We start from the raw sequence: 18,617 nt of genomic DNA on the forward strand, positions 1-18,617 counted from the left end.
CCCACCCAAATAAAAGCATTACATTCTCACTGGGTGAGAATGTTGCAAAATAAATGCAGATTTATAATCAATCGCAATTCTTATGTTACTCACAGATGATGACTTGCATTTCCCGCCATCTATCGGCACCCTCTATATCCTTCCTATTTGAATGTACAGCGATGCCAGCGGCGTTCCTCGTTATTGGTTCTGCTGTTACTGCAAGTAGTTTGCGTATTTCTGCAAGTTGGCTTCAAGGACAAACAAAATGAAATTAATCAAACCACTCTCGTATATTCTCGCCCTCGCTTTTAGCGCGTCAGCGGCCGCTAAAGTCACCATCGAAGTTCCTAGCTCTGTTGATTTACTTGTTGTGAATGGTGCAAAACCAGAAACGTCTGGAAGTTTGTTCTCTTCAACCAAAAGCGTTGAATTGGAAGATGGACAAAATCAGATCGTATTCCGTTTTGAACCCTATTTTACAGAAGGTGATGACCGTGTAGGCGTGGCGAGCGATGTAGTCATCGCTAAATTTACTGCACAAGATAAAGAATTGGTTTTCTCATTGCCTGAGTATCGCGATGCCAAAATGGCGCAAGAAAAGATTAAATCTTTTGACTGGTCTTTGGTGGATAAAAGTGGCTCAGCAATCAGCATTGACCAAGATCGTTTAGTCAAAGAAGGTATGCAGCTCGGCCGCAATTTCTATCAAGAAACCAAGGAATACAACCAAACAGGTGCCGTGGCTTCTATTGCCGATAAAAGCGCTGCCTCAATGGCTATCAGCCAGCCAATAGCCGCAGATTCGACAGCGGAAGAAATGCTGCACTTCTGGTACAACAAAGCTGACGCAGAAACTAAAACACGCTTTAAAGAATACGTTAAGGGGCACTAACCCAACCTGGCGAGCTCTCTTGAATAGAGAGCTCGTAATACTCTTTCTCGTTCTTCACTAATACATCCAACACTTTGCTGTCCAATCGCCCGCAGCTCACTTCGTGAGACATAATTTGCATCACTTCTTCAAGGGTCATCCTTCCTCGGTAAGGCCGCGCTTGAGTTAAAGCCTGAAACACATCCGCTACCGCAATGATTCGTGAAGGTAAATCAATTTCTGCGCCTTGCAAACCTCTCGGGTATCCCGAACCATCTAAACGCTCATGGTGATTCGCCGCCCATTCACAAACAGCAGACTGTCCAAACATCATTTGCAATGTATAGCGTGAATCCGTTGAATGGCGCTGAATACAGAGGTATTCACTCTCATTGAGTTTACCCGGTTTATGTAGGATATCCTCCGGCGTGTGTAGCTTGCCAATATCGTGTACTAGCCCTGTTAAATACAGCGCTTTTTGCATCTCAGAACTAAGCCCCAACTGCCGAGCCAAACTGTGACAAATCTCGGCAACTTTCTGAGAGTGATAAAAAGTGAACTGGCTCTTCGCATCGACGATATTTGCCATCAGCATTGCAATCGCCACTACATCGCCTACTTCTAACTTTTGCTCGAAAAATGGCGTTGAAGGTAGACTTTGGCTCAGTGCTTCGATGTGATGATACTCCATTGAGAACCAGATGAATTCTTTGCTCAACAGGCTTTGCATTTGACGTACCAGATCTCTCTCAAACAAGGTGCCACTGAGCCGCCCAATTTCAAGACACACTTCATTACGAGCTTCCTGAGTCACGTTGCTGAACTCATCTCTTGGGTAAAGTTCTTTAAGATAATCGACCCGGTCGGCGAGAAATATCAGCGCAGCAAAACGCTTATCTCTGTCTGAGATATCAATGTGCTTTAACTCTTCCCAAGGGGTATGGTGGTACAAGATAGTATCGGCAAAAAGAGCCAATGGTGGGCATTGAGAAAGGAGTTCGTATCCTCGCACACAGTGCTGACGAACATTGTCGGGCTGCATATTCTCAAGCAAATTATAGAAATCACGTTTTTGCGCGACACCGCAGTCATCAATCAAGCCAAGTGAGAATACCAACTGGCACTCTTCTTCACTCCATTCCATCGCTTTAGCACAAGCGTAGGCCATGTAGCCTACACGATGACCGTGATTGATATCATCAATACCAATTGAATCTAGCGCTCTCGCGATACAAAAAAATGTTTGCCTTAAGTTAACATGCCACTCTATTTTGACAGGACTCATCATATGCAGCTCGTTTCTACTGTTTCAGTTGAATACTACAACCCTAATGAAAATATAGTAGAACAATGGCTAGTGGTTAAACTTAGGTTCGATCACTTTTCACCAACTGTTAAGGCTGGCACATAATCGATAATTTCGTCCTGTTCGCCAATAGATAGCTGATAACACTCGTGAGAGTGGCGTTCCAGACTCTCAAAAATTTCTCTATCTAACTGATTATTATCAACGAGTGAACGAACTATCCCCAAAGCTTCTTCCAACGGCATTCCCGCTCGGTAGGGTCGCGATTGAGTGAGAGCTTGAAACACGTCCGAAACAGCAATAATCCGGCTTGGCCTATCGAGTTGATCTGCCATTTTACCTAACGGATAGCCCGAACCATCCAAACGTTCATGGTGGTTGGATGCCCATTCGAGAATACGCTGAGAGCGGAAAATAGCTTGCAGGATAAAGCGAGTATCCGTGGCATGGCTCTTAATGCAGGTATACTCTTCGGAAGTCAGCTTACCTGCTTTGTGCAATACTGGATCCGGCGTATAAAGTTTTCCGATATCGTGCACTAATCCTGTCAGATACAACATCTTCTGCACTTTAGGAGAATACCCAAGCTGCTTAGAGATGAACTGAGCCAGCTGAGCCACTTTCAACGAATGTTGGAAAGTGAAAGAGCTTTTTGCATCAACAATTTTTGCAAAAAATTCAGCGATCTCTATGGTGCCATCCAAATCGACGCGGCCAGAAAAAAACGGCACAGGCTGCATTCGAAAGTACATTTCCTCAATGTACCTTGGCTTCATTGCAAACCAGAAATCGTCTTTATCCACCAGCTCCGTCATGTGCTGGACCATATTCGGTTCAAACACAGTATCTGCATGATGGATCAGTTCATCACAAATCGCTTTTTTCTCGACAGCGGAAAGATTACCAAATTTGTCTTTCTTATGATGACGGTAGAGATGATCTAAACGGTTGGCTAAAAAGATCAGAGAAGCCAGTTGTTTATCGGTATCGGATAACGGCAGATTTCTCAACTCTTGCCAAGGAGTATGGTGGTATAAAATTGGCGTGGCAAAACAAGACAACGGCTGACACTCTTTCAGCAACATATAGCCTTTTTCACAATGGCGGGAAAAACTGCCAGTTAAACAGTGTGGAAACAGAGGTAAAAGATTAGTCGATTGTGTGCCACCACAGTCATGCATTAGCCCTATTGAAAAAGCTAACTGAGCCTGTTCTTCATCCCACCCCATAAACACCGCACATCGATAGGCAATATATGCCACGTTGTAGCCATGGTAAGGGACTTCATGCTCAATTGCGTCTAACGCTTGAGCAATACCTAACAAAGCCTGACGCAAATTGACTCTTGCATCGTCACCTGACATATCCATACGAAAACTAGCAATCTCACCTAAACTATAAGGCTAGAAAATATAAATGAATGTCATACTTTTGTCCCTGTTATATTCAGGGATATCGACGGATCACTTAAAAAATGTGACCCATAATTTTCACAGAATGACATCTTGTTAGATTTGAAAACGGGATGAAATTTAATTCGTGATCGAAATCCAACTTGGTGCATATTGTAAATGTCTGGTGTTGACAAGATTTTAAGTGGCTAAGGAGGGTAAGGAACTGGCATTCGTTACCCTTTAAAGCCTCATTAAGCATTGGCAGCAGCGAAACTATGACAGCTCTTTGGACACACTTTTGAACAAGCTTCGCAGCCAATGCAATCTGCTGCATTTTTCAGCGTCATAACCATCATCACTTCATCGTCGTCAAAATAATCGTCGTCTTCATCAATATCTTCGTTTTCCACCAGATCAAACACATCCCTTGAACAAACCTTGTAGCAGCGTCCACAGCCTATACAGTTTTGTTTGTCGATTGCCTGAATGAATTGCGGCACCCATTCATCACCGCCTTGGGTATAACCTACTCTATTACTCACCGTTCTCTTCCTTGTTGATATTTAAACATTCCTGTTCATGTCTTATGAAATCAGCCATTATTACGTCAGCCATTGCTTTCAAATTTCAGTGCCGTTACCACTCTTCATCCATCAGTTGGGATAAACGTTGCTGACTGTTTTCAGCCGTTTGTACATCTTCACGTTGCTTCATTGCCCTAGCCAACCAGCCAGAAGGCCCTTGCTGCAATTCTTGTTGCATTTCCGACAAGAGCTGATGAATGTCGTACCCCTGATGCACTTTGATTGGCTGGATACTCTGCTCAATAAGCTGTCTTATCGCAGCTGCCCCACATGCGTTACAAAACACCGCAGAACAATCCGAAAGATCATTGATTCGGCTTGGTAGTTTGTCGTGAACCCGATCCGATACTGAATATTCAATCGCTTCAATCAAATGCCAGTCTTGTTCGCAGATGCCATAGATCAACATACCCAACGAACTGCCAAAATGCTGATCAACGGTCTGTCTATCATGGGTCGCAAAGGCGACTTTCACTTTGAAGCTACTGGCATCTGGGCTCGGTTCGACGTGCAATCTGCGTTTGTTTATGCTCATCGCGCCTCCTTAGAAATCAATCCAGCCATCTCGTTTTGCATGACTTCATGAGCTTCAAAGCGGTAAGCGCTGATATGAACAGGGACTTCATCTTTGTGATTACGTAATAGCAAATTGGCTAATGCAAACAGGCGCTCACGAATCCCCTCATAGCCAAACTGACGTATGTCCATATTCCCGTACTGATCGTGGCAAGGATAACCAGCACGCAAAACCGGAACTAGCGGCTCACACATCTGTGCAGCATGAGTGTTACTGATCACCACTTTCAGATGTGAGTTGTTCAGATCAATCGCTGAGAGATCGCCTATAACAATGTCATCCGCATCGATATCCGATAGATGGGACGCATCAATCGTGGTGATCAACTGAGAAATTCGGCCGCCAACCGAGAGAAGCAATTCGGCGTAACCTTTGGCAAGGTCGGGTTCTAGCGCAATCACATACTCTTCTCGACTGAGCAGAAAATGGGTATCTAACATTGCATCCTGCACCCGTTGTCTAGCTCGCGTCATCCAACTCGGTACATCGTGTCCACTGATGCGGGATAAGGTCATCACGAGATCATCCACCACATCCATATTCATACCCATGCCAAACGACTGATAGGGAATATCAAAACGCTGTTTTAGCCATTGGGCAAGATCAAGCAGACCATCGCCCAGCACCAAAGTCATGATGCTGTCAGACATCAGTTCCACTTCCATCACTGACGTACCACCAGTGCTGGTTGCGTTGTATTCCGCTTCGTCCAAATGTCCATCAAGTGATAGGGATAAATCGGGTACGACAACCGCATCAAGCCCAAACGCTTCGACATATTGCTTGATGGTTTCAATGTCAGCTGCCGTCATCCCCAACGAACAGAGCACATTGACCTGTTGACGCTGACGAGGACGCAAGGTTGGAGGCTGAACAAGCTGCTTTACCACGCTGCGAACAGCTTCGCAAAAACCGGTTTGCATTGAGCCAACAAAATCCGGCGTAGCCATTGAGACAATTCGAGTGTTAGCAAACTGAGGATGGCTATGTTTGAAATCCGCAATCACCCGAAACACATCACAGCCTTGCATCTCTGTCAGACCTGTCGTCATTACCGCGATAAGCTCTGGGCTTTGTTTTTCACACAGCAGTTGCAAAGCTTCGCTGAGGTTCTCATCGCCGCCCATCACTGCTGAGACTTGGTCAATAGCGGTGTTTTGCAGAGGGATGGGCTCGCGCAAATGCTGAATCAAATAGACTTTGGCAAATGCACTGCATCCTTGAGCGCCATGCATTAACGGAATAGAACGATGAAAACCGAGTGACGCCAGAGTTGCCCCTGTTGCAGGGCTAGTTTTCAAAGGCTGAGAAACCAAAGGAGAATTCATTTTTCTTACTTTCGCATTTCTTTCAGTCACCATTTGAATCTCCTTACTTGGCATTCACAACAGCATTGGTTGAGGACAAGCTATCCGATGATGTTTGCAGCGACCAAGGCGCATCGCTGCGAACTTTTGCCCAAATCGGCGCTTCTAAAGTGCGACACAGTTCCTGCGCAAGGGTGATCATGCCTTTATACCCAGCATAGGCATGTTCACGCTCTTGGTTGATGTCGAGAAATGGCAGGCGCGCTTTTAACGCGGTGTACATGTTGCGGCCACCCGCAATCATGATGTCAGCGTTGTAACGATGATAGGTATCGAGAAGCAGTGATGCTCCACCTTCATCAAGCATTAGCGCCTCTTCGCCCATGATATCCATAATGCGTTTCTTATCTGACTGAGTGGATTTACGCGTGCCTGTTGCAACACATTCCACGCCAAGCTCTTTTAGCGCACTAACGACCGACCAGGATTTCACCCCACCGGTATAAAGCAGTGCTTTTTTACCGTTAAGGCACTCAACATAAGGCTTTAATGCTTCTCGAGTTTGGGCTTCTTCTCGGAAAATTAAAGCCTCCGTCTCTTCGATTAAACGCTCATCTTTGATTAAACGAGCGAATGAACGCAGCGCTGCCGATGTATCTTCAATGCCGTAAAAGCTGCCTTCAAACCAGGGAATATGCCACTTTTCTTCTAGTTTACGGGCAACGTTGACTTGTGCTCGGGCGCAAACCACCATCGCCGCATCGGCGCGATGCATGGTTTGAATTTGATGAAATTGAGTGTCACCCGCCAAGCAACACAACACTCTCAAACCCAGCAGTTCAAACAACGGAGAAACATGCCAAAACTCACCGGCGATGTTGTATTCACCAATCAATACAATGTCGTGCACGTGACGTGTCGCGTCATGCTTCATCAAAGGTTTCGCTGGTGGCTCTGCACTGCCGATGACGCGCTCAAACATCACATTACCCGCAATACGGTTGCCAAGATTTTTATTGCCATAGAAACCAGCGGCATCAACAGGAATGACAGGTATGTTCCAGCGATCTTTCGCCAACTGGCATATCGCTTCAATGTCATTGCCCTCGAGAGCAGGAACACAGGTCATGTAGACAAACACGGCGGGCGGAGCGTGTTTTTCTATCAACTGTTTAATCGCATGAAGCAGTCGCTTCTCCGCGCGCCCCATAATCACGTCCTGCTCGTTCAGATCCGTGGTGAAACCATAGCGAAACAGATTTGTACCTGTTGCCCGTGTTCCTCGATTGTTCCAACTGTTACCAGCACAGCCAATCGGACCGTGGACAATATGTCCAACATCGGCAATCGGCAACAAACTGATTTGCGCACCGTCGAAAGTACAACCACCAGCCGTGGCACCCGGTTTGGGTCGACTACAGCCACTTTTGCTGCCTGAGTTATGTTCGCAAGCAGGTTCATCTTGTAAGAGTTTTATTTCGGACTGCTTCATGGTGCCTCCAACTGGCTACATCTGACGATGTTGTTACATTCAATCCCTGAATGTCGTATTAATCAGTGGAATTGCAATTAGAAAGCCAAAAATAACTTATTGATAAATTGAGTTTATTTAGGAGATGAAATGAACAATTGTCGTAAAACGAACAAAGTGAAATAGAAGGTGCGACAAAAAAGAAATAAACATGCACCTTTGGCTATGCTACCGTAAATTCGATTTTTAACTTGATGGAGATAGAGGATGAGCGGCAGTTGGGCTAACGTCTTTCCGTACTTTGCTGGAGCGTTGAAGATAATTGTATTAGGCATTGGCGGTTACTTAGCGATTAAGTGGCACTTTGATGAAGAAGCAAGAGTGAGAGAAGAAGAAGGCGTTGTATTTGATAGATCAGGCTACATGAAAAAGATGGCGATGATACTAGCCTTTCTCGTCACTCTAGTGATCGTAGTGATTTATGCGACTGACTGGCTGCTCTACTGACGGGCTCTATTGCTAACATCTATGCTTGGCAAAATTTCCAATCGTTCAATCAAAACGTCACCTCCTCGAACACACGCTTGAAGAAAACAAGGTGAAGCGGACAAGGAGGTTGTGATGAAACGATCCCACACTTCACTCATCGTGAAGTGCAATCACAAGACCACTGCATGCGGCTAAATCAAAGGTCAATGAACTGCAGCCCGACAAGCTGTGCGAGACTAAATGTAGATCAAAGTGATTCGCTTCAAGATACGCTTCACGAGTTCCCATCTCCTGCTCAAAACAAAGAGTAAAACGCAGTTCAGGATAGCTTAATTTCAAGCTATGCAACGTTTGCTGATTGATGTCGGACTGTGCCTCAAGTTTGGCAACGATGTCCGACAATACTACGGGAGAAAGATGCGCAAGCTGCATTGATGCAGATGCCTCTATAACTACATCACTCATAGCTCTCCTCCGGCTCCAATTCTCCACACTCAACGACATCCTTTTTGAAATCAAGGATTCGTTTCACCCAAGGTGGTGGATTGGTTGCGATCACTTGCGAGAGATCCTTTAGCACTACAGAAGCCTCTATAGGCGCAGTTTTCTTGATGGGATGGATATTAGCGCGCGTAACACGAGCAGCGGCAGGTCCGCCAATCGAAAGGGTAAACAGCATATGGCAATCGCGGATTCTATCCAGCATTGCAATGGCTCGCTCTTCACCTTTCTTCTCGGTTGGCATTTCACGCACCTCAACCAGTTGATGCTGGGTCGCATTGACTTCATATATTAAAACGCGCAAGCACGAACCGTAGTGCCCATTAACCATCTCACCTTGGTTCGATGTCAACGCCACGCGCAGTTTTGGTCCAGAGATAGGTGTTTGCAAAGCGACTTCTGGCGCAGAAACATCACTGATTTCTGGATTACAAAGCACATGCAAAGCGTTGGAAACGTCTTTGCGAGTTGCTCCTGAACCTAATGAACCAACCATTAAACGAAAAGCCTTCGGAGACAAACCGACTAACTTGGTTTCAGTCAGAGGCTCACCAAGGTGCTGAATCAACAGCCCCAATAGTGAGCGCAGTTCGATATTGGGCAACGACTTAGACGCTAAAGCAATGCGTATCGCCGCTTGGTCGGAAATGGTATTGTCCATCATCATATCGTCCTCCTAAATCACGCTGCTTGTAGTCGTCTGGCTTTTACCGTGATAGGCAACTTAGGTTTTGTTGCCATTGGGTCAATGTGATAGATCGCCCCGTTGGCTAAACGCACTTCGCCACCCCATTTGCTGTCGCTATCAAACTCAAAGTAAGTGATCACTTCTTCTAAGTCTTTCTTTGGTAAGTAAAGTGAAAGCACACCATTTTCGTTGTACTGAATCATTACATTCGCCATAACCTTTCCCTCTGTTAGGCTGATAAAGAAAGGCCGACAGAACATTCCGTCGGCCATTGTCACTAGCGAACCAAGTCAAAACCAAGGTCAGTTTTGCCTAAGTCGCTTGTTTCACGATCCAGCTTCGCCAGAACCTCATTCACCAAAGTGGTTAAGATGGTCATTGCACCTTCGTAGCCGAGAGTAGACTGGCGATGAAGATGATGGCGGTCGAAAATTGGGAAACCGATACGAACTAGAGGTACTTCAAACTCAGGACCTTTCGCTTTGGTATCACGTTCGATGAACTTACCGTATGAGTTACCAATCAATAGATCCGGTTTGTCAGTAAACATCAGGGAACGTAAGTGCCATAAGTCTTTACCCATGAACACTTCTGCGTTTTGGCCATATGCCGTTTCAGCAAGCTGAGCTTCCATTTGTTTGCGCCAACGCTTCGCGCCGTTGTTACAAAGCACATGCTTAATTTCGCAACCAAGCTCGGTTAGGAACTTACACATACCCAATAGGTAGTCAGGATCACCGTACAGTGAAACTGTCACGCCGTGCAGCCAAGTGTGAGAGTCAGTCATCATATCCACAAGACGACCACGCTCTTTGGTGATTGACTCAGGAATAGGCTTACCTGTCACTTCTGATACTTTCATGATGAAATTATCTGTCCACTCCAATCCCATAGGGATATTCAGTGCTGGCACGTCTTGTTTCCAAGTACCTTCAATGAATTTCTTGGTTTTCACAAGTTGATCAGGTTGAAGTAAGAAAGTGGCTTTGGAATTCGGTGCATCTTTAACTTCTTCGATTGGCGTACCGCCTGAATACATACGGTATTCACCGTCTGCTGGGGTATCCAATACTTCTGATGGGTCACAAAGGAAAGAGTATTCCACCTTCATTTCGTCCAACATACGACGAATGACGCGGTAGTTACCAAGATAGGTTTCGAACCCCGGAACAATGTTAATTTTGCCATTGCTTCCAGCCACTTTGCCTTCCATTCCATTAATGGTGAAATAGCGCAGAATGCCTTCGAACATGTTATCCCATCCAGTCACATGGCTACCCACAAACGAAGGTGTGTGCGCAAATGGAACCGGTAAATCCGCTGGAATATGTTCATTGTGTTTGGCGTTATTGATGAAGGCGTTTAAGTCGTCACCGATAACTTCCGCCATACAGGTGGTAGAGACTGCTATCATTTCAGGTTTGTACAAGGCGTAGGCATTTTTAAGTCCGTCAAACATGTTCTCCTGACCACCAAACACCGCTGCGTCTTCTGTCATTGAGTCAGAAACACATGCAACAGGTTCTTTAAAGTGGCGGTTGAAATAAGAACGGAAGTAAGCCACACAACCTTGTGAACCGTGCACGTAAGGGAGTGTTTTTTCGAAACCGAGAGAACACAAAACGCTACCGAGTGGCTGACACGCTTTCGCTGGGTCAATCGTAATGTGCTTACGGGCAAAGTTAATCTCTTGGTATTCTTTCGTTGTTGTCCATTCAAAGGTTTCGCGAACCTTCTTAGCATCAACGGCATTTTCAAAAGTTGCGCGCTTGTTGGCCATCAACTCTTGATACTCTGGTTGCTGAAATAGCGCATAACCAGTTTTAATGTCTTCAACTTTTTGAGTCATGAGTATTCTCCTACCGTGCCACTAATCTGTGAACGCCGGCTCGGGTTACATTAATTGGAAATCCTTTCCAACTCACTTTAAGCAGATTTAGCTAACGCTTCGTCTGATGCTTCTTCCAACCAAGGTGCTTTCATGCTCTTCCAGCATGGGTTGTTCAGCGTTAAATCCATGTCGCGTGCGAAGATAGCGAAACCATCGACACCATGATAAGGACCGGAATAATCCCAGCTGTGCATTTGGCGGAATGGGTAACCCATTTTCTGGAAGACATATTTCTCTTTCACACCAGAACCAATCAAATCTGGGTTCAAGCGTTTAACGAACTCTTCCAACTCATAGGCACTGGCATCATCGAATAGCAAGGTTGAATCTTTGACATCTGGCGTGGTTTTCACGTAGTCATCGTTATGAGCAAACTCATAACCCGCACCCACGATTTCCATACCCAAATCTTCGTACGCACCAATGATGTGACGAGGACGCAGACCACCGACATAAAGCATCACAGTCTTGCCTTCTAGGCGTGGGCGATATTTATCAATCACCGCTTGCCATTGCTGACGGTATTTCGCAATCACTTCTTCAGTCTGCTGCTTAATTTTGTCGTCAAAGAATGCGGCAATTTTACGCATAGACTCTTCGATCTTGGTTGGACCGAATAGGTTGTACTCCACCCAAGGAATGCCGTTTTTCTCTTCCATGTAACGCACGATGTAGTTCATTGAGCGGTAACAGTGAACAAGGTTTAACGCTACTTTTGGTGTGTTTTTCATCTCAGGTAATGTGCCATCACCTGACCATTGAGCAACAACGCGCAAACCCATATCTTCGAGGATGATGCGAGAAGACCAAGCATCGCCACCGATGTTGTAGTCACCGATGATGGCCACATCGTAAGGTGTTGATTCAATAGTGCTCTCTTGAGCGGCATCCAACACATAGTCACGAATAGTATCGTTCGCGATGTGGTGACCCAACGATTGAGATACGCCGCGGAAACCTTCACAACGTACAGGCACAATGGTTTTGCCCGTTTCAGCACTCTTTGTTTTCGCTACCGCTTCAATGTCATCACCAATCAGACCCACCGGACACTCTGATTGAATCGAGATGCCTTTCGATAGCGGGAACAATGACTCAATCTCATCAATAGCGGCAGAGAGTTTTTTGTCGCCACCGAATACGATGTCACGCTCTTGGAAGTCAGTGGTAAAGTTCAACGTACCAAAAGAGTCAACACCCGTTGTACCTGAGTAGTAGTTACGACGACCCGCACGAGAGTACTGACCACAGCCGATAGGACCGTGAGAAATGTGAATCATATCTTTCACAGGTCCCCACACTACCCCTTTTGAACCTGCATACGCACAACCACGAACCGTCATCACACCTGGCAGTGTTTTGCGGTTTGACGTGATACAAGTGCCTTCAGCAGAGCTATCACTGATCGCAATATGCTTCTTGCGATCTTCACGCGCTTTCTCAGGATAGACATCCAAAACTTCATCTATCAGCGCCTGTTTTTGTTCTTTGTTCATAGACATAAGTGAATCCTCATTGTCTTTAACCAAATAAGAAGAATCAGTGCTTAACTTACGCTGTTAGCTCTGCCGCTGTTTTACCTATGATGGTTTCGTCTTCTTCTTCAAGAATGCCGAATTCCATCAACAATTCTTCCAGCTCATCCATGGTGACTGGCGTTGGAATCACAAACATTTGGTTGTTGATGATCTTGCTTGCTAGAGCACGATACTCGTCCGCTTGTTTACACGTTGGGTCATATTCGATAACCGTCATACGACGGATTTCTGCACGTTGTACGATGTTGTCACGAGGAACAAAGTGAATCATCTGCGTACCGATTTTGTCAGCCAGCGCCATGATGAGTTCATCTTCACGGTCTGTGTTACGAGAGTTACAAATCAGCCCTGCTAGACGTACACTACCTGTCGCTGCATATTTGCAGATACCTTTAGAGATGTTGTTTGCAGCGTACATTGCCATCATCTCGCCAGAACATACGATGTAGATTTCTTGCGCTTTGTTTTCACGAATTGGCATCGCGAAACCACCACACACAACGTCACCCAATACGTCGTAGAAAACGAAATCTAAGTCATCTTCATACGCGCCTTCTTCTTCGAGGAAGTTGATTGCTGTGATAACACCGCGACCAGCACAACCTACGCCTGGCTCAGGGCCGCCTGATTCCACACAGCGAACATCGCCATAACCGACTTTCAATACATCTTCTAGTTCGATGTCTTCAACCGTACCGGCTTCCGCTGCCATTTCCATGATGGTGTTTTGTGCTTTTGAGTGCAGGATGAGACGAGTTGAGTCCGCTTTCGGGTCACAACCGATAATCATTACTTTCTTACCCGCTTCAGCCAACGCTGCCACTAAGTTCTGAGTGGTAGTGGACTTGCCGATGCCGCCTTTTCCGTAAATTGCACATTGACGAATTGCCATGGTCTATCTCCTTGTTAAATTAGACTCACGGTCGTTATTGCGAGATCTGTACCATCAGAAAATCAACGATTTTTCAATCGATTAGCAATTAGTGTTAGAAGAAACAATCAAACATTGTCTGCTTTGCAACAAGCCTTTGTCGGCTGATTGTAGGAGGGGTTAACGGTGAGAATGATTGGTTAGCGAACTTGCTATCGAGAGTCGATAGAAATGAAAAAGGCGCATAAGCGCCTTTATAAATGAGGTAGTTAGAACTAGAGCGTAGAACTAGCGAATTAAGAAACGATTAAGCAGATACAGAATCGATTTACGATGGTTCAATAACCATGAACTGCGTGGTAACTTACTCCACGAACGCACCACCGTTTTAGCATGGGTAAAGGTCTTGAAGCCTTCAATCCCATGATAATGCCCCATACCTGAATCTCCGATACCACCAAATGGCGCAGAATCAGCAGCAACATGCATCAAAGTATCATTAATACACACTCCGCCACTGTGCGTGTGCTTGAGAACATATTCAGCAATATCGTTATCATCAGTCATGAGATAGAGCGCTAACGGACGAGCGTGGGAGTTCACTCTCTCAATTGCCTCTTCAATGGTTTTATAACCAATCACAGGCAAAATTGGGCCGAAGATTTCATTTTGCATTAGCCACATATCGTCAGTGACATTCGTGACTAGACTTGGCGCCATCTGCGTTGCTTTCAGTTCAACCGACTGCTTTACAGTGTAAATCTGCGCGCCTTTCTGTTTGGCATCTTCAAGATAGCTTTGCAGACGTTCTAACTGCGCTTGATTGATGATACCCGCACAATCCAATACACCGTGTTTGTTGATAAAACGTTTAGCAAAACGCTTCAAATACAACTCAACAAACTGCTCAACCTTGTCGGCGGGCAACATCACGTAATCTGGTGCAATACATATCTGCCCAGAGTTAATCGCTTTGCCTTGCATGATGTTGTCAATGCTACGGACCAAGTCTGCATCCGGTGCGATAATTGTCGGCGATTTACCACCCAGTTCCAGAGTGACAGGCGTTAAATTTTTTGCCGCAGATTGCGCGACGATTTTGCCCACCGGAGTTGAGCCAGTGAAAAGCAGATGATCGAAAGGCAAAGAGCTGAATGCTGTTGCTATGGTTAAATCCCCTTCCACACACACCGCAATATCACCTAAAGAACTGATGACTCTCGTCAGCACCTTGTTGGTTGCAGGAGTGTATTCACTGAACTTAATCATCGCTTGGTTACCCGCCGCTATAGCAGTAACAAGCGGAGACAAGCTCAGCATTGCTGGGAAGTTCCAAGGCACCACGATTCCGACTACACCTAACGGCTGGTAGTGCACTTGCACTTTCGAAGGCAAAACCAATAACCCCGCATGACGGCGCGATGGTTTCATCCACTTTTTAAGATTCTTTTGGGTGTACTTAATCTGGTTGATAACAGGCAGTACATCACAGAAGGTGCTGTCAAAATGCGGACGGAAACCGAAGTCTTCACTGAGCGCTTCCACGAGCGCTTTTTTCTCTTTTAACAGTGCAGCTTTCAACGCTGAAAGGCGTTGCAGTCTCTGATCGAAACTGGGTGACGGGTCATTAGCGTATTGAAGGCGAAGACGGCTGTATTGCGCATGCAGTACTTCTAGCTCAGTCACTTGTAATTTTTGCCACTGAGCTTCTACAGCGGATACTCGATTCATATTATCTCCTACCAGACAACGTTATAACGTGGAAAGAAGTTCTGGGTTAATGCCAAAGCTTGTCTTGTGTTCTTCAATCACAAACTCACTTCTTGTCTGAATCACGCCCGGCAGTGTACCTAATCGTCCGGACATAAACGCTTGGTAAGCTTTCATGTCTTTGACGCGAACTTTAATCATGGTATCGAAGTCCCCCGACAAAGAATAGCAAGATTCAATTTCAGGGATATCTTCCACTGCGCGAGCAAAGCGTTCAAAAATAGAAAAGCAGGTTTGGTCTAAACGAATATGAATAAATACCTGTACATCCAAGCCTAACTTTTCTGGATTTAACTCAGCGTGGTAGCCTTTGATGTAGCCTTCTTTTTCTAGTCGCTTAACTCGGTCAGAACAAGGCGATGTAGTAAGGTTCACTAACTTCGCCAGTTCAACCACTGGCAGTCTGCCTTTAGTATGTAATATGCGCAGGATTTGTTGATCCACACGGTCTAGATTCATAGCTCAATACTTTTTCAAGAGTCATTGCGCCATACAATACTGACTAATAAAGGCAGGATGAACCTCATCATTATGTGTTGTGAGCATAGTCACAATCAAAAACAAAGGGCATCAGATGATGCCCTTTATTGAGAAGAAAATTCTTAGTTTCATTTGTAGTCTGCGATAGAAGGCTACACCTTAACGGTATTAGAACCTGAGTATTTGTTACTTGTCACTACCAGCTTATGATTGCATTCACGACAGAACATTTGTTGTTCCATCGGGTAGTAATGTTCGCCGTTAAAAAGCTTTGAAAGAAAAGCATGTACAGCTTGCCAACCAGATTCCGATTCCGTAGAACAACGTCTCATAACAACTTTATGCTGTGTGGTTTTACGGCAACAGTTACAAAACGCTTCTGGCATAACGGGATCCTCTCTAATTGGCTAAAATGAAAACTCGACGTTTATTTAATCACTTTCGAGCAAACACTCAAACATTTCATTTAAATGTGTGATAAGGATCTAAAACATCCTACATACACTCTAAGTAAATTCTGCTAGCAAACGGTTTTAACATAGACAAAAAAACCCCACAGCGTGGGGTTTTCAGAGAAACAGTGAACTTTTAACCTAGTCTAGGTCAATCAATTGCTTCTTGTATGTTTGATGCTGAGATTTCACAGCTTGTTCAGGTTCACCTGTCAGTAGACTCACTGCCACAATCGCGATTGTAGATAGGATGATTCCCGGTACGATTTCGTACACGTCATACCAACCGCCAGACAGCTGTTTCCACACTACGATAGTGGCACCACCAACGATGATACCAGCCAGAGCACCATTACGGTTCATGCGAGACCAGTACAGACTCAGTACTAGCGCAGGACCAAATGCCGCGCCGAAACCAGCCCAAGCATAAGAAACTAGACCTAATACAGAGCTATCTGGAGTCATTGCCAAGATAAGTGCAATAACAGATAGGATGATTACCGCTAGGCGACCTACTCGCACAATCTCTTCTGAGCTTGCGTCAGTCTTGAAGACTTGTTTGTAGAAGTCTTCAGCCAGAGCAGAAGAAGAAACCAGTAACTGAGAGTCCGCTGTACTCATGATTGCTGCAAGAATTGCCGCTAGAAGAATACCAGCGATAACCGGGTGGAACATCGCGTTCACTAATAGCATGAAGATTTTCTCGCCATCTTCAAGTTGCAGAGTGCCGTGGTTAGTTACATATACCAAACCAACGAAGCCTACTAACAACGCGCCAAACATTGACAGACCTGTCCACAAAACAGCGATACGGCGTGCAGTGGTTAGATCTTTGTTTGAACGTGAAGCTTTGAAACGAGCCAAAATATGAGGCTGACCAAAGTAACCCAGACCCCATGCAACTAGAGAAATGATCGCGATAGCAGACAGTGGTTTGCCGTCAATACCATTCCAAAGAGTAAGAAGTTCAGGGTTAATTGCCGTTAGCTCTGCATCCAGCTTACCGAAACCACCGTCAAGCGCGGCGAAAGGCACGATAAGAAGCGCCGCTGCCATTAGAAGACCTTGCACTAAGTCAGTCCAAGATACCGCTAAGAAGCCACCAAACAATGTATAAGAAACCACACAGATTGTTCCGATAACTACCGCGATGGTGTAATCAATACCAAATACAGTTTCAAACAATTTACCACCAGCCACTAGGCCTGAACTGGTATAGAAAAGGAAGAATAGAAGGATAAAGAAAGCTGAAATTGTTTGAATTAGCTTAGATTTGTCATTAAAGCGACGCGATAAGAATTCAGGCAGTGTAAGTGCATCTGTCGTTACGCTGTATGTACGTAGACGTTTTGCAACTAATAGCCAGTTTGCCCAAGTACCTACAACAGGCCACCCGCTAACCAGAAAGCTTCAAAACCCGCTGCGTAGGCATAACCAGGCAGACCAAGTAACAACCATCCGCTCATATCAGATGCACCCGCAGAAAGCGCTGCAGGCCATGGACCTAAAGATCGGCCACCGAGGAAATAATCCGATGAACTTTTCGTTCGCTGATATGCGTAAACACCAATCGCCAACATCAGAATGAGGTAGACGATAAAGGTGGTCGTAATAGCAAAGCTATTTTCCATTGTGTAAGTCCTCTAAATATAAAATATCTTCCATGCCCCCTCCCTCAAAGAGAGGGGGAGAGATAAAAGATCTAAGGTCTGAAGATCTTTTAAGGCCATCAGACCTAGTGAGATTCGCTTCCAAGCTCTAGCAAGGTCGCATTGCCACCCACTGCCGTAATATTAATTGTACGAGTACGTTCGGTAATAAAGCGCAGTGATAAGTGTGGATCGTGTGCCACAGGAAGGGCATCCAAATCCGTTTCTGATACTAAGCTAACGATAGCACCTGTGCGTTTTGCCAGTTCGCGGTTAAGACGACGCTCAACCGACGTTTTACCAACATAGCCCACAGCGCGAACATCCGATTCCATCAACTGGTGATGCGCGTCAAACGTCGCAAATTGCAACACGTTAGCAGGTAGAGTTGACTGCTCGAAAGCAGACTTTAGTGCTGAAAACAATTCAGCATCATCACTGCAATAAACTACGCTGTTACCCGCAACTAATGCAGCTGTTAACTGAGCAATAACGGCTTTTTTTGCAGCAGCACTGTCATCATCTTGAATGATCAGTGCAACACCACGACCCGCCGTATACAGCTCGTTAGTTTCTCCGGTAGGGCCAACCAGTTGGTGCGTATGCGCCAACAATGTTGCTGCCTGTTGAAGATGGTAAGAAATCACTTTCGCAAGTTGCGGAGAAGTGCTCTCTAAATTTGATTTCAATGAAAGTAAACACTCACACTTAGAATCAAAACTTGTTAAATTCCAGTTTTCCCAAGCCGAAAAAGCGTCAGAAAAACGAGTTACTTGATGAACCATGTTTGGTCTCC

Annotated in this window: 18 protein-coding genes and 1 pseudogene; 2 read left to right on the plus strand and 17 right to left on the minus strand. The window is 45.3% G+C overall.

Annotated elements, in window-relative coordinates:
* Positions 1-247 precede the first annotated feature (247 nt).
* Positions 248-874: a DUF2057 family protein gene (locus AAGA51_RS21075; RefSeq protein WP_042479492.1), complete on the plus strand. Its 627-nt coding sequence runs from the start codon at positions 248-250 to the stop codon at positions 872-874.
* Here the strand turns inward: AAGA51_RS21075 and AAGA51_RS21080 are convergent.
* The 6 genes from AAGA51_RS21080 to nifE form a co-directional block, all read right to left on the minus strand.
* Positions 861-2,138: an HD-GYP domain-containing protein gene (locus tag AAGA51_RS21080; protein ID WP_042479889.1), complete on the minus strand. Its 1,278-nt coding sequence runs from the start codon at positions 2,136-2,138 to the stop codon at positions 861-863. The genes AAGA51_RS21075 and AAGA51_RS21080 overlap by 14 nt on opposite strands.
* Positions 2,139-2,230: 92 nt before the next feature.
* Positions 2,231-3,529 (minus strand): HD-GYP domain-containing protein, encoded by a 1,299-nt coding sequence (locus AAGA51_RS21085; RefSeq protein WP_042479493.1) that lies wholly within the window; start codon positions 3,527-3,529, stop codon positions 2,231-2,233.
* A gap of 275 nt (positions 3,530-3,804) precedes the next feature.
* A complete protein-coding gene (gene fdxB / locus AAGA51_RS21090) occupies positions 3,805-4,095 on the minus strand; it encodes a ferredoxin III, nif-specific (RefSeq protein ID WP_042479494.1) in 291 nt (96 codons plus the stop codon).
* 94 nt (positions 4,096-4,189) lie between these two features.
* Entirely contained in the window at positions 4,190-4,672 is a 483-nt protein-coding gene (locus tag AAGA51_RS21095) for a NifB/NifX family molybdenum-iron cluster-binding protein (protein WP_042479496.1), read from the minus strand.
* On the minus strand, positions 4,669-6,075 hold the full coding sequence (gene nifN, locus AAGA51_RS21100) for a nitrogenase iron-molybdenum cofactor biosynthesis protein NifN (RefSeq protein ID WP_052404526.1): 1,407 nt from the start codon (positions 6,073-6,075) through the stop codon (positions 4,669-4,671). The genes AAGA51_RS21095 and nifN overlap by 4 nt, the downstream gene beginning before the upstream one ends.
* Positions 6,076-6,085: 10 nt before the next feature.
* A complete protein-coding gene (nifE, locus tag AAGA51_RS21105; RefSeq protein ID WP_042479500.1) occupies positions 6,086-7,513 on the minus strand; it encodes a nitrogenase iron-molybdenum cofactor biosynthesis protein NifE in 1,428 nt (475 codons plus the stop codon).
* 246 nt (positions 7,514-7,759) lie between these two features.
* Here nifE and AAGA51_RS21110 point away from each other — a divergent pair, with 246 nt between their 5' ends.
* The gene (locus tag AAGA51_RS21110; protein ID WP_042479501.1) at positions 7,760-7,999 is read left to right on the plus strand and encodes a hypothetical protein; all 240 of its coding nucleotides are present in this window, start codon (positions 7,760-7,762) and stop codon (positions 7,997-7,999) included.
* Between the two features lie 132 nt (positions 8,000-8,131).
* Here the strand turns inward: AAGA51_RS21110 and AAGA51_RS21115 are convergent, their stop codons facing one another.
* The 11 genes and pseudogenes from AAGA51_RS21115 to AAGA51_RS21165 all read right to left on the minus strand — a co-directional run bounded on the left by AAGA51_RS21115 (position 8,132) and on the right by AAGA51_RS21165 (position 18,606).
* A complete protein-coding gene (locus AAGA51_RS21115) occupies positions 8,132-8,446 on the minus strand; it encodes a hypothetical protein (RefSeq protein WP_042479503.1) in 315 nt (104 codons plus the stop codon).
* A complete protein-coding gene (locus AAGA51_RS21120) occupies positions 8,439-9,149 on the minus strand; it encodes a NifB/NifX family molybdenum-iron cluster-binding protein (protein ID WP_255209337.1) in 711 nt (236 codons plus the stop codon). The genes AAGA51_RS21115 and AAGA51_RS21120 overlap by 8 nt, the downstream gene beginning before the upstream one ends.
* Positions 9,150-9,163: 14 nt before the next feature.
* Positions 9,164-9,385: a putative nitrogen fixation protein NifT gene (gene nifT / locus AAGA51_RS21125; protein ID WP_042479504.1), complete on the minus strand. Its 222-nt coding sequence runs from the start codon at positions 9,383-9,385 to the stop codon at positions 9,164-9,166.
* 62 nt (positions 9,386-9,447) lie between these two features.
* Positions 9,448-11,019, minus strand: a complete 1,572-nt coding sequence (nifK, locus tag AAGA51_RS21130) for a nitrogenase molybdenum-iron protein subunit beta (protein ID WP_042479506.1) — start codon at positions 11,017-11,019, stop codon at positions 9,448-9,450.
* Between the two features lie 77 nt (positions 11,020-11,096).
* Entirely contained in the window at positions 11,097-12,563 is a 1,467-nt protein-coding gene (gene nifD / locus AAGA51_RS21135; protein WP_042479507.1) for a nitrogenase molybdenum-iron protein alpha chain, read from the minus strand.
* 49 nt (positions 12,564-12,612) lie between these two features.
* Positions 12,613-13,491 carry a nitrogenase iron protein gene (gene nifH / locus AAGA51_RS21140; RefSeq protein WP_042479509.1) on the minus strand — a complete coding sequence of 293 codons (879 nt, stop codon included), beginning with the start codon at positions 13,489-13,491 and terminating at the stop codon, positions 12,613-12,615.
* Between the two features lie 267 nt (positions 13,492-13,758).
* Positions 13,759-15,201, minus strand: coding sequence for a coniferyl aldehyde dehydrogenase (locus AAGA51_RS21145; RefSeq protein ID WP_042479511.1), 1,443 nt, complete (start codon positions 15,199-15,201; stop codon positions 13,759-13,761).
* A 21-nt stretch (positions 15,202-15,222) separates the two neighbouring features.
* Positions 15,223-15,699, minus strand: coding sequence for an Lrp/AsnC family transcriptional regulator (locus AAGA51_RS21150; protein ID WP_042479512.1), 477 nt, complete (start codon positions 15,697-15,699; stop codon positions 15,223-15,225).
* Between the two features lie 173 nt (positions 15,700-15,872).
* On the minus strand, positions 15,873-16,106 hold the full coding sequence (locus AAGA51_RS21155) for a hypothetical protein (RefSeq protein ID WP_042479514.1): 234 nt from the start codon (positions 16,104-16,106) through the stop codon (positions 15,873-15,875).
* Between the two features lie 207 nt (positions 16,107-16,313).
* Positions 16,314-17,803 (minus strand): annotated as a pseudogene (gene putP, locus AAGA51_RS21160) (sodium/proline symporter PutP).
* A gap of 104 nt (positions 17,804-17,907) precedes the next feature.
* Positions 17,908-18,606, minus strand: coding sequence for a 1-pyrroline-5-carboxylate dehydrogenase (locus tag AAGA51_RS21165; protein ID WP_042479516.1), 699 nt, complete (start codon positions 18,604-18,606; stop codon positions 17,908-17,910).
* Positions 18,607-18,617: the final 11 nt, after the last annotated feature.

It is taken from the genome of Vibrio diazotrophicus (genome assembly GCF_038452265.1).
In the GTDB taxonomy this organism is placed as follows: domain Bacteria; phylum Pseudomonadota; class Gammaproteobacteria; order Enterobacterales; family Vibrionaceae; genus Vibrio; species Vibrio diazotrophicus.